The organism is Salinisphaera sp. Q1T1-3 (assembly GCF_003602005.1).
Lineage (GTDB): Bacteria > Pseudomonadota > Gammaproteobacteria > Nevskiales > Salinisphaeraceae > Salinisphaera.
On the sequence record NZ_QZWD01000002.1, the window covers coordinates 311,225 to 326,334 of the forward strand.

12 protein-coding genes are annotated in these 15,110 nt (G+C 62.2%); 5 read left to right on the forward strand and 7 right to left on the reverse strand.

Features of this window, described 5'->3' with window-relative positions; translation table 11 throughout:
* Window positions 1–25: 25 nt before the first annotated feature.
* The 3 genes from D3260_RS03535 to D3260_RS03545 all read left to right on the forward strand — a co-directional run bounded on the left by D3260_RS03535 (window position 26) and on the right by D3260_RS03545 (window position 3,595).
* Entirely contained in the window at window positions 26–1,366 is a 1,341-nt protein-coding gene (locus D3260_RS03535; RefSeq protein WP_120097249.1) for an MFS transporter, read from the forward strand.
* On the forward strand, window positions 1,356–2,330 hold the full coding sequence (locus D3260_RS03540; protein ID WP_120097175.1) for a D-glycerate dehydrogenase: 975 nt from the start codon (window positions 1,356–1,358) through the stop codon (window positions 2,328–2,330). Before D3260_RS03535 ends, D3260_RS03540 begins: the two co-directional genes overlap by 11 nt.
* A 104-nt stretch (window positions 2,331–2,434) precedes the next feature.
* The gene (locus D3260_RS03545) at window positions 2,435–3,595 is read left to right on the forward strand and encodes a porin (RefSeq protein WP_147418098.1); all 1,161 of its coding nucleotides are present in this window, start codon (window positions 2,435–2,437) and stop codon (window positions 3,593–3,595) included.
* A 144-nt stretch (window positions 3,596–3,739) separates the two neighbouring features.
* On the opposite strand, the gene D3260_RS03550 is transcribed toward D3260_RS03545, so the two are convergent.
* Together D3260_RS03550 and D3260_RS03555 are read right to left on the reverse strand one after the other, a co-directional pair.
* Window positions 3,740–4,963, reverse strand: a complete 1,224-nt coding sequence (locus D3260_RS03550) for a phospholipase D-like domain-containing protein (RefSeq protein ID WP_233543935.1) — start codon at window positions 4,961–4,963, stop codon at window positions 3,740–3,742.
* 46 nt (window positions 4,964–5,009) lie between these two features.
* Window positions 5,010–5,858, reverse strand: coding sequence for a 5'-nucleotidase, lipoprotein e(P4) family (locus tag D3260_RS03555; protein ID WP_120097178.1), 849 nt, complete (start codon window positions 5,856–5,858; stop codon window positions 5,010–5,012).
* A 700-nt stretch (window positions 5,859–6,558) separates the two neighbouring features.
* Between D3260_RS03555 and D3260_RS03560 the strand changes: the two genes are divergently transcribed.
* Window positions 6,559–8,772 carry a TonB-dependent receptor gene (locus D3260_RS03560; RefSeq protein WP_120097179.1) on the forward strand — a complete coding sequence of 738 codons (2,214 nt, stop codon included), beginning with the start codon at window positions 6,559–6,561 and terminating at the stop codon, window positions 8,770–8,772.
* A 338-nt stretch (window positions 8,773–9,110) separates the two neighbouring features.
* Here the strand turns inward: D3260_RS03560 and D3260_RS03565 are convergent, their stop codons facing one another.
* The 4 genes from D3260_RS03565 to D3260_RS03580 form a co-directional block, all read right to left on the reverse strand.
* Entirely contained in the window at window positions 9,111–10,103 is a 993-nt protein-coding gene (locus D3260_RS03565) for a PDR/VanB family oxidoreductase (protein WP_120097180.1), read from the reverse strand.
* Window positions 10,104–10,131: 28 nt separating this feature from the next.
* Entirely contained in the window at window positions 10,132–10,860 is a 729-nt protein-coding gene (locus D3260_RS03570; RefSeq protein ID WP_120097181.1) for a GntR family transcriptional regulator, read from the reverse strand.
* 12 nt (window positions 10,861–10,872) lie between these two features.
* A complete protein-coding gene (locus tag D3260_RS03575; RefSeq protein WP_120097250.1) occupies window positions 10,873–11,946 on the reverse strand; it encodes an aromatic ring-hydroxylating dioxygenase subunit alpha in 1,074 nt (357 codons plus the stop codon).
* A 554-nt stretch (window positions 11,947–12,500) separates the two neighbouring features.
* Complete coding sequence (locus tag D3260_RS03580) at window positions 12,501–14,123, reverse strand: BCCT family transporter (RefSeq protein WP_120097182.1); 1,623 nt, start codon at window positions 14,121–14,123, stop codon at window positions 12,501–12,503.
* Between the two features lie 27 nt (window positions 14,124–14,150).
* Here D3260_RS03580 and D3260_RS17420 point away from each other — a divergent pair, with 27 nt between their 5' ends.
* Complete coding sequence (locus D3260_RS17420) at window positions 14,151–14,288, forward strand: hypothetical protein (protein ID WP_158583379.1); 138 nt, start codon at window positions 14,151–14,153, stop codon at window positions 14,286–14,288.
* 324 nt (window positions 14,289–14,612) lie between these two features.
* Here the strand turns inward: D3260_RS17420 and D3260_RS03585 are convergent, their stop codons facing one another.
* On the reverse strand, window positions 14,613–14,963 hold the full coding sequence (locus D3260_RS03585) for a TraR/DksA C4-type zinc finger protein (protein ID WP_120097183.1): 351 nt from the start codon (window positions 14,961–14,963) through the stop codon (window positions 14,613–14,615).
* Between the last annotated feature and the right edge of the window lie 147 nt (window positions 14,964–15,110).

Consider the following 15,110-nt stretch of genomic DNA (forward strand, 5'->3'; position numbering starts at 1 on the left):
AGGTATTGACGAAAGGACGGAGGAGATCGTGTCCACTACATTATCGCCCAAGCGCTGGTGGGTTCTCATGCCCACCGTTTTCATCACCTATAGCCTTGCGTATGTCGACCGGGCCAATTACGGTTTCGCCGCAGCGGGTGGCATGGCCGAAGATTTGGGAATCACGCCCGGGATTTCGGCATTGCTTGGCTCGCTGTTCTTCCTCGGATATTTCTTTTTCCAGATTCCGGGGACGATCTACGCGGAGCGTCGCAGTGCGCGCCGGTTGATCTTTGCCTGTCTGGTGGCCTGGAGCGCGCTCGCGACGGCCACGGGGCTGGTTTCCAATATCGGTCTGCTGGCCGCGATCCGTTTCCTTCTCGGGGTGACGGAAGCCGCGGTCATGCCCGCCATGCTGGTCTATCTCAGCCACTGGTTCACACGCGCCGAACGCTCGCGCGCCAATACGTTTCTCATCCTCGGGAACCCGGCGACTATTCTCTGGATGTCGGTGTTGTCGGGTTATCTGGTCGGCCACGGCGACTGGCGCTTGATGTTCATCATCGAAGGTCTGCCCGGGCTCGCGTGGGCCGTGGTCTGGTGGTTCACGGTCTCCGATCGGCCGCGTGATGCCGGCTGGCTCTCGGACGCCGAGACCGAGGCGATCGAAGAGCGGCTACGCGCCGAACAGGGTGATCTCAAAGAGGTGAAGAATTATGCAGAAGCCTTTCGGGACCGCCGTGTATGGCTGCTGTGTGTCCAGTATTTCTGCTGGAGCATCGGTATCTACGGGTTCGTGCTGTGGCTGCCCTCGATCATCCGGAATGCCCAGCACGTGGATATGGTGCATACGGGATGGCTGTCGGCCGGCCCGTATGTGGCAGCGGTCGTCGGCATGCTCGTCATTTCCTGGGGGTCGGACCGCGTGCTGAACCGGCGTCATTTCGTCTGGCCGCCGTTGGCCATCGCGGGCGCGGCGTTCATCGGCTCGTATGCCCTGGGGCCGGCTCATTTCGCCTGGTCCTACACGCTGTTGATCGTCGCCGGTTTCGGTCTGTACGCGCCCTATGGTCCCTTCTTCGCGATCATCCCCGAACTGTTGCCGCGCAACGTCGCAGGCGGGGCGATCGCACTGGTCAATTCCATCGGCGCACTCGGCGGGTTCGCTGGCAGCTACGGCGTGGGCGTGGTCAACGGCATCGCCGGCAGCTCCGCACCGGGCTATCTGACCATGGGTCTGGCCATGATCGCTGCCGCCGTGTTGAGCCTGCTGGTCCGTCCGGCAACCGAAGCTGATGCCACGCCGAACACGTCCGGCCGCCAGCCGCCATCCGTAACGGACTCCGATCGCTATTCACCCAATCAAGGCTTTCGTCATGCCCTCTAAGACTGTTCTCGTCTACAAGTCACTGGACGACGCACTACTCGAACGACTGCGTGCCCGCTACGAGGTTCGGGATTTCTCCGACCGTGCCGACATCACGCAGGATCCGGATTTCCTCGCCGCGTTGCCGGACGCACACGGGCTGATCGGAGCGAGCGTACCGCTCGGCGGTGATCTGCTTCGTCGCGCGAGCAATCTCGAAGTGGTCTCGAGCGTGTCCGTCGGCGTCGACAATTATGACCTTGCCAGCACGGCCGAGCGGGGTATCGTGCTGTGCCATACCCCCGATGTGTTGACCGAGACGGTCGCCGACACTGCCCTGCTGTTGATCCTGGCCACGGCGCGTCGCGGCGTGGAGCTGTCCAATCTCGTGCGGCGCGGCGAATGGACGGGCGGTATCGGGCCGGCGCATTACGGCAGCGATGTTCATCACAAGCGGCTCGGGATCGTGGGGATGGGGCGCATCGGTCAGGCGATTGCGCGACGCGGCGCGGCCGGCTTCGGGATGACGGTGCGATATCACAATCGCTCCGGCCATTCGGATATCGATGCGGAGCTCGGCGCCGAGTGGCAGCCGCTGGACACGCTGCTGAGCGAATCCGACATCGTGTGTTCGACGCTGCCCTTGAGCGATCGCACCGCTGGCATGTTCGGGCGACAGGCCTTCGAGCGCATGGGCGCGGAGAGCTTTTTCGTCAATATCGGTCGTGGCGGGGTGGTCGACGAAGCCGCGCTCGTCGACGCACTGCGCACGAATACGATCAAGGCCGCGGGGCTTGATGTGTTCGAGACCGAACCCCTGCCGGCGGAGTCGCCACTGCTGGCCCTCGATAATGTGGTGGTGCTGCCCCATATCGGCTCGGCCACGCACGAAACCCGAGCGGCGATGGCCGAATTGGCTGTATCCAACCTCGAAGCCGTACTCGAGGACCGACAGCCCCCGGCGGCGTATCCGCTGGCCCCTTGAGATCGCATTCTCGCGGCACGTCGCAGACGTGGAAAACGGCCGCGCGTCATATCGATGCGCGGCTGCACGACGCTCAATGAAGAACCAAGAATACGAAACCGAAGATGACACCGACTCGTTTATCTTGCGCGGCGCTATACGCCGCGCTCGCCTTGGGAGGGCTGGGCGTGCCGGCATCCGCGCTGGCCGAAATCACGGTCAAGAAAGGAGACGCCGTCGGCGACTGGCTGAACCGGATCGATATTCAGGTGGGCGGCAGCATTCGCTGGCAGTACGTCAATCGCATGGGGGCGATCGACGACGGCAGCTATCGACACAAGATCTACGACGGCGGGACGCGCTTTCGTTTCACCGGCACGTACCGGATCGACCCGAACACGTATTTCAAGGCGTATTACGAGCCGGGCGTGGATACATTTCATCTGCTCGGTGCTGCGAACCACTACGATGGCAGTGACCGCCGACTGACCACGCGCCAGCGCTACATCGCACTACACAGCGACAAGTGGGGCGAGTTGTCGATCGGCAAGCAGAACAGCATTTATTACGACACGGTGGGGGTCAAGACCGACGTCTGGGACGACGACATGCAAGCCCAGGGGCCGTCCAACGGCGTCAATGCCGATTACGATGGCTCCTATCGCGGTCGCCGTCTGGTCAATTATTTCAATCGTCTCGGCAATCTCGATTTCTATCTGAGTGCGATCCTGCCATCCGATACGCTGGACGTACCGGGTGGTGGACCGGAATACAGTCGCGATTTCGGCGGCGCCATTGCGCTCAACTATCACATCAACGACGCGCTCGAACTCTCCGCGGCCTACACATATACCCGAGCGAATCTGAAGCAACCACGGGCCGGGCGGGACGAGCGGGTCGAGAAAGGCCAGCAGCTCGCCGGTCTCGGGCTGCTCTGGACACCGGGCCGGTGGTACGGGGCGATCGGCGGCGGGTATTACCGTAACTTCGTTCCTGCCGGCCGTCCGGCCCTTTCGGACTATCTCGCGCGGGATGCCTACGGCATCGAGGCGTATCTGTCTCGCGAGTTCGCCACGCCCCTTGGCATCCTGAAGTCGACCAAGCCCTATATCGCCGCCGATCGCCTGCAACGCACCAGCGGCAATCGCTACCAGAGCACGCACGAATACATCGGGACCAGCCTGATGCTCGCGGCAGGTTGGCGCATCGATATCGAACGGACTTTCACCCAGACAAGCGACGATCTGCCGGACGAGAACTGGGTCCGTCTGCGCTACGATTTCTAATGCGCTACGACGCACGGTCAGGCGCGCCGTCCGGATCGCACGGGTGGCGTGCCGTGCATCGCCCGATTGTCGGCAATCGGCGGGCACACACCCGGGCGCGACATCGGCCGACACGTCGCGGCGGCGCCCATGTCTGCCTACGACTCAGTGGGTACGCGGCGGGTCGTAGTGCTGGCCGGGTTGGAGCGTGGTGACGTATTTGCTGTGCCAGTCGTGCGTGAAGATGGCAGCCAACGTCCGCGCGGCGCTATGATCGTGCGCGAAGACGCCGACATCCAGACTCGCGGTGAAGTAGCTCTTCGTCCAGTTGCCGGTGCCGACATAGACAGTGTCGTCATCGGCCACGGCATACTTGGCATGCTCGACGCGTGCATAGGGGATGAACCCGCGTGCCGCCTCGGGGACATGGCTGTATTTCACGGTCATGTTCGGGAGCACGGTCAGGCTTTTCAGATAGGCCTGCATCGGCTCGCGCAACGCCCAGTCGGCGACGATGATGTGCACGTTTACACCACGTGCCGCCGCGTTCCGGATCGCGCTGTCCAGTGAAGACCAGTATCCGGCGGGCGTGTACTCGTTGATCGCGGAAAAAGTCATCACCTGTATGCGCAGATCGTGTCGGGCCGATCCGATCAGGTGGGTGAGGGCATCGGTTTCCGGTGTCGCCCAGTCGGGCACCAGTGCCGGCGGGGAGAAGGCAACGAACGCGGTGCCGCCATCGTTTAGCCGGATCGGCGCGGCCATCGTCACCGGCGTGAAATCCGGCGGCGTTGCGGCGCGCTTGCGGGCGGCCGGCAGATCGCCGTCGGCGGCCAGACGCCAGTCGAAGTCGAAGACACGCGCCACCGTGCGGGCCAGTCGTGGGCTACGGATTCGCGTACCGATCTCGTGAATCTGGTCCATGGCGCGCCAGTCCCAGTTCGCGCTGCCGATGAATGTCTCACGTCCGTCGACCACGAAATACTTCGCGTGCAGAACGCCGCCGGTCAATGCATCGACCGGTAGCGTACGCACGGTCACGTGATCCAGTCGGGCCAGTGGTGCCAGGCTTGCCGCGGTCTCCTTGCCGAACGTAGGCCCGGTCAGGATACGAATCCGGACACCGGCGCGGGCGCGTTCGGCCAGCGCGTGCATGATTGGTTTCAGTGCTTCGCCGTTCTTGTCGGCGACATAGAACGCCGCAATATCGATACGTTGTTTCGCGCCGGCGATCATCGCCTGCCAGACCGCGGGCGTGCGGGCCACGCCCGCGGCGCCGTAGTCGGTCCCGGTCGGCACGCTCTCGACGATCTGGAGCTGATCGGCCGGCTGTACCGCTGGCGCCGGTGTATCGGCGTGGACGACGCCGACCTGTGCAGCGACACACAAGAGAAATCCGGCGACACGTCGACGTCGGGGCCACCGAACGAGCAGCTCAGTCGGCATACGCATCCTCGGCGTGTCGATGGATCGTTTCTTCCAGCTTGTTCTCGGCTGTGCCGCCGGCGTGGGCGGGCTCGTCGGTCGGCGGCCGCCAAGCCTGCAGCTGGGCCTCGCTCCAGCTGCCGTACATGGCGTTTGGCATGACAATGAAACGGGTGCCGAAGGCACCGCGCAGGCGCGTCACGGCCTGACGCTGTGCCGCGAGCGAGGTGCCGGCAAACTCGGCATCGAAGTCATGCAACGTATCGCCGATGAGCAACAGGATGTCGTGGTCCTGCGCGATGGCACTACGTCGCTGGGCCTTCGGTGGCCCTTTGAGCCGGACATGGGCCGCCGTCGCCTGGGGCAGGTGCCAACGTGCCAGATTGGCGATCGTTGCCGTTTGATTGGCCTGCTTGCGATTCGAGACATAGTAGATCGCCACCCCCCGGGCGTCGGCATGTTCGAGAAAAGCCCGCGCGCCGGGTATCAGCGGTGCGCGGGCCGCTCGTACCCAGTCATCCCAATGTGTCGGGAAGGAAAAACCATCGCGAACCGCCGCGGCCTGATAAGCCGAATTGTCCAGCACGGTCTCGTCGAGATCGAGCACCACGGCCGGTGGGCGCGGTCCGTGATGGGTCGCCAGGAGCGTATCGAGCTGCCGGGTCGCGAAGTTGTAGGCCTGGATCTGCAGCGCCATGGCCTCGGCGCTGGCCTGCTGATAGCGATCGCCCATCAGATGCGGATCCTGACCGTGAACGGCCGAAGGTGCGGTCGCCGCCAGCGCACCGCCGCTCGGAGCCAGCAGGATGCCGAGCATCAAAAAGGTGCATCCGAGGCGTCGCTCGATCATTCCGTGCATGCCTTCTCCTTTAGTCCCCAAGGCGATCTCGACCCGGCGGTCGAGCGCCGGTCAGTTGACCAAGCGATTGTGACGTGCATGTGTCATGCAACCCGTTGCGTTGTTTTATTCCGTTAGGCCAGATACATGCCATCTAGGGCCTGTTATGAACCCGGCATAAAAATAGACGATTTCTCGGGTTGATAACGCGCGTGTGCGAAAACACGCGCGCCACGGCCAACGGCCGTGAAGCCATTGCAAATAAAAAGACGGACAAGTCCCGGCGTTTCTTTCGATGGCGTTGAAAACAGCTGACGTCGCCAGCTGTTTTGGTGCCGGATTCATAACACGTCGCACGTGGCCGCATGGCGGGTTTTTGGGCACAACCCGACGGGACGGCGGTCATTTTTTGCGCAATCCGGCGTTGTCGTTTGCGACGCCAGAATGAGGGCCGTACGCGCCCGATGCCTTGCTCTTGCAAAAAAATGAGCGCCGGCGCGGCGCACGCGGGACGTGTTAACAGGCGCTAGGCACCTGTCGCGAGATATCGGGATAACGCCCGAAAGTGGCGTTGAGCGCGCCGGCGGAAGCCCGCGATATCGCAATAAATGGTTCACAAATTGCAGCTACTTTTGCAGACGCCGCGGCCGAATGCGTCGGTCGTGCGGTTTGTCTGTTGAACGGCTGCAACGCACCGCGGGGTAGCTTCTAGGGGGAAAAGATGACTGATTTTGAACGCAAGCCGGCGATGCTGGCGCTTGCGGTGTGGGGGGTAGGAACGGCTTTATCCCTGCCGGCAATCGCCGCGCCGAACGACGATAACGGCGCGGCTGCGACAGCGGCGCCCGTGGCGGCCGCGTCCGACCAGGGTGGCACCGAGGTGGCGCCGGCCGCCGCGGCACCCGCGGCCGCGGCGACCACGATGAGTACGACGACTTTGGATACGGTCGACGTGACCGGCCAATCACAGTTGATGAAACTGTTGACCGGACAGGCGCAGGTGCCCGAGTCAACAAAGACGATCACGACGGTCACACAGGCCGAGATCCAGGATGCGACCTCGCCAACCGAGGATTTCGCGGCCGCGCTGACGAATCAGCCGAATTTCTATCGTTCGCATTCCGGGTCCAACGACAGCGGCAGCACTTACCGCTTGCGTGGTTTCGACCAGAGCCATCTCGGATTACTGATCGATGGGATTCCGGTCAATTCGTCGGACGACGGCTCGGTCTACACGAATGACATCACGAACAATTACGCGATCAGCAGTATCGATGTGATCCCGGGTGCGGGCGCGGCATCGACGCCCGGCCTGAGTAACTTTGGCGGCACGATCGCCATCCATACCAAGGATCCACAGCCCGACTTCTACGTCCAGCCCTATGTCGGGGCGGGTTCATTCCATGCCAAGCAATACGGGGCCCAGGTCAATACCGGCTGGTTTCTACACGACTCCACCTCGGCGATCCTGAGCCTGTCGGCGCGTGATGGGGATGGTTATTACGACCACACCAATACCAAATTCCGCAACGACGTCACGCTCAAGACAATGAGCAAGCTGCCTCTTGGCAAGCTCACGCTCTATTTCCACAGCACCGATCAGAGTTACAACTACTATCGCGGCATCACCGGTACGGAAGAGAGGAAATTCGGCAAACGCTACAACGGGTATAACGAAAAACCGGAGTCAATCTACTACTTTGGCTACAACTACAATAAATTCTATAATAACCGGACGTACGCCAAATACGAGATAAATCAAGGCAATATTCACGCCTCGAACCAGGTTTATTACTACCATGCCAATGGCTACGGTGGCTCGGCGTCGTCGGACGACGACAACAACATCTACCAGGTCAAGAGCCGACACAACGAGCACCGGATCGGCAATATCTTCAAGTTCGCTTACGATACGAAATATGCGACGTTCAAGACCGGCGTCTACTGGAGTTATCAGGATACGCTGCACTTGAGCGACCGTTATGCCGTCAGGACGAAAAACGGGAAGGGGGCGCCGCTCGGGCCACGCTACAGCGAAACCGTCAAGAACAGCACGGCACAGCCTTACGTCGAAGTCGAAATCCGGCCTTTTGACAAACTGACGATCACGCCCGGCCTGAAATATGCCTGGATTGATCGCGATTTCTATAACAACCTTTATGACGAGCACAGCGCGGTGTCTTACAACCGGCTCCTGCCGTCGCTCGGTCTGAACTACGAGTTGATCCAGGGCTGGAACGTCTACGGCAACTACACGCGCTCGTTCAAGCCGCCGGGGTACAACCAGTTCTATTCCGGCCGATTCAATACCGATCTGGCGCCGGAAGAAGCTGATAGCTACGAGGTCGGCACGATCTGGGACAAGGGGCCGTGGAGCGGGCGGCTGACGCTGTTTGAAACCCATTATCTGAGCTATATCCGCTCCCAGTCGTTCCGGCGCGGATCAGCGTCGTTCAGTCAGCTGGTCAACTCGGGCGGCCGTGTCAATCAGGGCGTGGAACTGGAAAACAGCTATGCATTCACCGGTTGGTTGTCCGGTTTCGCCAACGTCGGATATCTGAACGCCTACTACAGTGATAACGCCCAGCCGCCGGAGCAGTCGCCGCGCAATACCGATTCGCTCGGGCTGCGCGTGAAATATCACGGCTGGTCCGGTGGTATTTCAGGGAGCTACACCTCGGCGTATTACGTGGGTCTTTACGATGATGCGTTCTACAAGATCGACGATCATGTCTCGACCAGCGCTTATGCCAAGTACGACGTGCCCGACGCGCTCGCCCGGGATATGGGCGTCAAGAAGATGTCATTCTCCGTGAACCTCACCAATTGGCTGAACGATCAGTACACGGTCGATGCGGGTGAGAGCCCGGACGATCCGCGACGCAAGTATGCCAATCCCATCAACGTATTTGCCGGATTGTACGTGCGTTTCTAGCAGCTGATTGGCAAGGCGCCGACAAAATCGCGTCAATGATCAAAGAAGGCCGGCGCGATGCCGGCCTTTTCTGTTGGATCGTCGTCGCGACAGGGCGCCTGGTGCGGCCTCGATATGCCACGCCGATGAAGAGGTTTAGCGAGCTGGCATCAAACCAGCCCACATCGCCAGCCGTGTCCCGGCATCATTTGAAAAACCGGCGCCAATATCCATGTCCGGTCTGGCTCATCGAATGATGCCGTAGCCGCCGATCACACAGCACGCGCCTGTCATATGCGGGTCGTGACCCGAAAGACACCTGATCGCGGCCGGGCAACTCGATTGGACACGCCTGCCGGTCAGTCGGCATGGCCGGTGTCTACGGCATGACGGGACGTATCGATGACCAGATGACCCTCGTGCACACGGGAGACACAGGCACATATCCGGTTGCCGGCGGCTTGTTGGCGTGGGCTATAGAAGACGTCGCGATGGTCGAGCTCGCCGCTGTGCTCGACCACATCGATCGTGCACAGCCCGCATTCGCCGTGTTCACAGTCGTACAGCACGTCGTGGACACCGTGTGAGCGCAGGGCCTCGAGCAGTGACTCGTCGCGGCCCACGGTGAAATCGAGATCGCGGTTAGCCACCCGAACATCGAATGCGGTGGCGGGCAAGCGGCCGCTGCTGGCAAAAGTCTCGAACCGGAACCGCTCGACCGGCCGATTGGCGCCGAGCCAGTGGGTCAGAAACGCTTCGCGAAGCGACTGGGGGCCGCAGATATAGAGTTCGGCCTCGGGGTCGAGCGTGTCGATGACGGCGGCCGGGGCCAGACGCTGGCCCGCGCTGGTGGCGATCAGATGGAGTCGATCGCCGAGCGCGGCCGACAGATCGTCGACGAACGCCATTTCATCGCGCGTACGGGCGGTATAGAACAGGTGGACACGCTGCCCGGCGCGGGCCAGCGCCATGACCATGCCGTACAGCGGGGTGATGCCGATGCCGCCGGCCACCATGGCCACTTCGGGGGCACGATAGGACAACGAGAACCGATCCTTGGGATCAGAAACACGTAGCCGGTCGTCGGCGGCCAGGGACCACAGATAACGGGATCCGCCGTGTCCGCCGGGCCGGTCCTTTACCGCGACGCGATAGACGCCGCTTTCCGCGGCATCGCCGACAAGTGAGAACGACCGATGCTGCGGGCGCCCGTCCACCATGACTTCGACATCGATATGGCTGCCGGGCGCGTGCGCTCGGACGCCGTCGGCGGGGGCGATGTCGAAGAGTCGGATGCCGCGGGCAACGTCGTGTGTCTTCGCGATCCGGGCGTCGTTGAAATGAGAGGTCATGGGGTTGTTTCTCCTTCGACAGTCGGCATCAGCCGGCCGTCGCGCCCTTGATCAGCTGTAGGCCCGGCAGTTGCGATGCGGCCGACTCGTGTTCGAGCACGACTTCGAGGTTGCGCTTGGCCAGGCGTGCGTGTTCGCGGGCCAGATCCTCGGCCCGGCTGGATTCGCCGGCCTCGATGGCCTCGAAAAGACGGTGGTGCTGGTACTGGGCGATGTTCAGAATCTGTCGTGATTCGGGCAGGCCCGCCTGTGCCATCACGAATGCGCTCGGCGAGGCGAAGGGCATGGCGGTGCTGCGCGTGAGCGATTCCTGCAGCACCGGGCTGGCCGCCAGGGCGAGCAGGGCGTCGTGAAAGGTGGCGTTGGCGCTCATGTAGTGCGAGAAATCGTCCTCGCTGAGCCTCTCGCGTGCCAGGATGCGGTCCAGTGTGGCGAGCGGTCGGGCCAGATCGGCCAGGGCGGCCCGCGTCGGCCGATTCTCCGCAGCGCGCCTGGCGACGAGGCCTTCCAGAGTGCCGCGAAGCTCGATCGCATCGAAGATATCCTGTTTGTCGAACATCCGGATCTTGTAGCCCCCGGACGGTAACGCCTCGAGCAACCCTTCGTGTTCCAGCCGGACCAGTGCCACGCGAATGGGCGTTCGCGAGACCGCGATACGCTCGACCAGTCGCGGCTCGGACAGGCGCTCGTCGATGCCCAGCTCGCCGCTGAGAATCATCTCGCGCAGACGCAGCAATGCCTTGGTGCTCTGTTGCATGACCGGCCGCGCTCAGCCGGCGGCGGCGACGCGCCGGATCGGTGCATCCGGCTCCGCGGCCAGGCGCTGCTCGATCAGGCGGCGGGCCCACAGCGCGCCGGCATCGATGTTCAGATGATAGAAGGGCATGCGGCTGTGCCGATCGATCGCCGCCTGCTGCGCCTCGAGCACTTCGACATCCTGCTCGTAGACGCCCGATTCCCCGTTGACGTGGGCGGTGTGCAGGGCATCCGTCCATTCGGGATCGTCGATGTGGTGGTCACGCACGAAGTTCCAGAAATAGTGGCAGGTCGTTTCCGTCTCCGGCGTGATGGCGGCCAGGAAATAGCCGGTCACGCCCTGAGTACGATCGCCGTCGACGGCGCCCGTGCCCGCTTCGGCCACGCCTACATCGCCAACCACGGTCGAAGGCGCTTCAAACCGAATCTTGTGCCAGCGATCGACCGGGACATCGCGGCCCAACTGCCAGGCCCAGAACGGTGGGGCGTCGTTGTTAAGCATCCAGCGGGTCATGGTCACGAAGCGATCGTCGTGATCGATCGCAAACGGCGTCCGCGTGATGGCATCGTGTCCGATACTGCCGGCATGCACGAAGGTCTCGTGCGTCAGATCCATGAGATTATCGACCAGCAGCCGGTAATTGCAGCCCAGGCTGTAGAACGTGCCGCCGCGGCCGGCGAGCGCCGGATCGTCGTTCCAGTGGAAATCCGGCACGGCATCGGGATCGGCGAGGGCTGGATTGCCGGTCCAGACCCAGATCAGTGAATGCCGTTCGACGATCGGGAAATGCCGGACGCAGGCCGAGGGATTCACTGTCTCCTGGGAGGGCATGTAGACACAGCGGCCGTCGCTGTCGAACTTCAGGCCGTGGTACCCGCACATCACTCGGTCCCCGTCGAGCTTGCCCATGGAAAGCGGCAGCAGTCGATGCCAGCAGGCGTCTTCCAACGCGGTCACGTCGCCATCGGTCTTGCGATACAGCACGAGATCGGTATCGCAGACGCGCCGTGCTGTCAGTTCATGTTCGATCTCGTGGCTCCAGGCGGCGGCATACCACGCATTGCGGGGATAACTGCGTTCACTCATGACTTCTCCTCCGGATTCGGCTTCTTGCAGGCCGGTATTCAAGTTGTATACAGAGTGTCTGTCATCGCGTGCTGTGAATCAAAAAATCGAAATTGATAATAATGAAATAAATTCAATGACTTGCTTTTATATTCGGTTACGTCTTTTGTCGTATAGGCGAAAGTCTTAGGGTGTACTGCGCTTCGGGCGAGTCGGGCAAATCGGCGGAGCGCGGGGGATATGGCTGGAGGCATGGCGGGCGGATGTCCGCCGATGGGGACGCCGTCAACGGCGAGACACGCGCGCTTTATTCTTCAATATCAGTGCGATAACGATATTCTTATGGCCAGGTATGTCGCCGAGTCGGCGCGCCGGGTGGTCGTCTTTGATCGAACGAAGCCCTCATTCGGCCGTGGTGTCTCGAGCCTGTCCTGTATACAGGCTGTGTGCGGCTCGCGTTGGGCAGCCACAGGCATCGGCAGGAGCGGCGTGTCGTCGCCGAGCGCGGTCGCGCTCAGGGGGCGTGGACAAGATGACGGCTGCCCGGACACCGGAGCAGCCGTCATGCCGTCGGTTCAATCCGAGGTCTTGAGGTCCTCGGCCTGTGGCGGCTTGCCGATCTTCAGGTCTTCGAGATTTTCCTGGAATAGCGCACGCATCAGGGCGAAGACCATGCCGAAGACCAGGATGAACATCGGTAGGCCGACCACGGTGATGACCTGCTGAAGCGCGGTCAGACCGGCTTCTCCGGCCAGGACGATGAGCATGGCCGCCAGCACGCCTTCGGAAATGCCCCAGAACATGCGCTGATGGACCGGGCCCGGATCAGCCGATCCGGTGCAGAGCATGTCCACCACCAGGGATGCCGAATCCGACGAGGTGGCGAAGAAGATCGCCACGATCACCACGGCCAGTCCCTGAATCAGGGTCGAGAACGGGAAGTGATCGAAGAAGGCAAACATCGCGAGCGGGATACTGTCCTGGACGGCCTGCGAAAGTGAGCCCGCCTGATCCCCGAGCGCGGCGCGCGCCTGGTCGCCGATGCCGTCGATCTCCATCGCCGACCAGCCGAAGATCGCGAACCAGACGAGCGTGAAGATGGACGGGGCGAACAGAACGCCGAGTACGAACTCGCGAATCGTGCGGCCGCGCGAGATACGTGCCACGAAGATGCCGATGAACGGCGACCAGGTCACGGTCCAGGCCCAATAGAAGACCGTCCAGTTGCCCTGCCAGCCCCAGCCGCCGTCTTCATGCGTGTATTGGGCCAGTGTGTCGTTCCAGAACGCCATTGGCAGCAGGTTGGTGATGTAGATGCCGAAGGTCTCCACGATCGCGCGCAAGAGGAAGACGGTCGCGCCCGTGAACAACACGAAGAACATCAGCCCGACCGCCATGCCGATATTGATGTTGGACAGCAGCTTCACGCCGGAATCCAGCCCGGCGACGATGGAGCCGACCGCGACGCTCGTCAGTACCGCGATGATGATGACCTTGGTGGTCACATCGTTGGGTACGCCCATCAACTCCGTCAGCCCGGCGTTGATCTGCTGTGTGCCGAGGCCGATCGAGACCGCCACGCCGAACAGGGTGCCGAGGATGGCGAAGATATCCAGGGCCTTGCCGACGGGCCCGTAGATGCGATCGCCGATGAGCGAGTAGAAGACCGAGCTGAAACGCATCGGCAGGTTATAGCGATAGATGAAATAGGCAAACGCCAGACCGGGCAGGGTGAAGATCGCCCAGGTGTGCAGACCCAGATGATAGATGGCGAATCCCATCGCATCGTCGGCAGCCGCGACCGAGAAGGGCTCGACGTCCGGCCGTGGCGGTTCCGCGAAATGGGAGATCGGTTCGGCGACACCCCAGAACATCAGCACGGTCCCGATGCCGCCGGCAAAGAGCATCGTGAACCAGGAAATGTTGCCGAAATCCGGTTTCGCGTCATTGCCGCCGAGTCGGATCGAACCGAAACGGCTGAGGGCGACCCACAAGAGAAAGGCGACCCAGCTCGTCACGCCGAGGATGAAGAACCAGCCCAGATTGGTCACGATCCAGGTCCGCCCCGCGCCGAAGGCATCGCCGATCGGCCCGGGCGCGATCAACAGGGCGATGAGAAACACCACCATGATTGCCGCGGAAATGAAAAAGATCGTCGGATCGGTCCGCAGCCCGAGTCTACGCGCCAGTTGTTCCATCCCAGTCCCCGTTCGAGTGCTCTTGTCATGCAACAATCCAACAATCCGACCGATCAGGCAAGCGGATCGGAAACTGCTGTATCGATACGTGCAAATCGCATGCTGACAGCTATCAGGCAGGTCATTGGACAAGCACTGATCGTGCCGTTAATCGCGCTTTATTGAAAAAGAGGCACCGATGGGTTTTTATGTGCATGCGCAATGCAGTTTTCTGAACGGTCCGCCAAGTCGGCCAAGTCGGCAGAGCCGACCGCCGATGGGGTCTGGCGCGGTTGCGGTATCGGGCCGGGAACGCCCCTCGGCCGAGCGCCCATGTCACAGACAGGTCGATGCCGGCGACGACGCGTCTGAAGCGCGGGCAGATACGGGATGCGCGCTACGCGTCGATGGCCTGTTCGCGCCGCAGACGATGGGGGGCAGTCGGCCGGGCTTGATCGGACGATGCCGGCGGCCATCACGCCCGCGGATTCACAACGTCGAGACGCGCGGCTATTCGCGTGCCGATGCGCAATCCAGACAACGCAGCGTGGTCGGATCGTACAGGAGCCGGGCCGCGGCGATCGGCTCCTCGCAATCAAGACAAGAGCCGTAGTCCGGGCTGTCGAGTCGCTTGCGCGCCGCGGCCACGCGCTGAAGCGTCTGCCGTGCCCGGTTGCGGGCTGCCTGGCTCATCGCCTGAGCCTGCATCGCGTCCATGCGTGACAGGCGGCCCTGGCGTGTCTGGTCCAGCTCCACCGCACCGGCGGCATCGTCGCTGTCCTGAAGATAATCACGGGCTTCGGTCTCGATCTCGTCGAGACGCACGATCAGTTGTTCACGCAAGACATCGGCATCGTTCATGACGTCAGACTGCCCGAGCGCCGGATGACGTGAAAGAGGCGCCTGCCGGCCTGTGTCACTAAAGGAACCTCTGATCTATTCATCCACGGTCGCGCCGGTGTCTTTTGCGCGCGTCTGACAAGACGCCGCGAGCGCCGTTTGCTGAAT

Bases quoted from the DNA above. Each gene is read 5' to 3' on its own strand.
- D3260_RS03560 (WP_120097179.1), top strand. From the start codon at position 6,559: ATGACTGATTTTGAACGCAAGCCGGCGATGCTGGCGCTTGCGGTGTGG.
- D3260_RS03545 (WP_147418098.1), top strand. From the start codon at position 2,435: ATGACACCGACTCGTTTATCTTGCGCGGCGCTATACGCCGCGCTCGCC.
- D3260_RS03570 (WP_120097181.1), bottom strand. From the start codon at position 10,860: ATGCAACAGAGCACCAAGGCATTGCTGCGTCTGCGCGAGATGATTCTC.
- D3260_RS03540 (WP_120097175.1), top strand. From the start codon at position 1,356: ATGCCCTCTAAGACTGTTCTCGTCTACAAGTCACTGGACGACGCACTA.
- D3260_RS03555 (WP_120097178.1), bottom strand. From the start codon at position 5,858: ATGCACGGAATGATCGAGCGACGCCTCGGATGCACCTTTTTGATGCTC.
- D3260_RS17420 (WP_158583379.1), top strand. From the start codon at position 14,151: ATGCAACAATCCAACAATCCGACCGATCAGGCAAGCGGATCGGAAACT.
- D3260_RS03580 (WP_120097182.1), bottom strand. From the start codon at position 14,123: ATGGAACAACTGGCGCGTAGACTCGGGCTGCGGACCGATCCGACGATC.
- D3260_RS03565 (WP_120097180.1), bottom strand. From the start codon at position 10,103: ATGACCTCTCATTTCAACGACGCCCGGATCGCGAAGACACACGACGTT.
- D3260_RS03585 (WP_120097183.1), bottom strand. From the start codon at position 14,963: ATGAACGATGCCGATGTCTTGCGTGAACAACTGATCGTGCGTCTCGAC.
- D3260_RS03575 (WP_120097250.1), bottom strand. From the start codon at position 11,946: ATGAGTGAACGCAGTTATCCCCGCAATGCGTGGTATGCCGCCGCCTGG.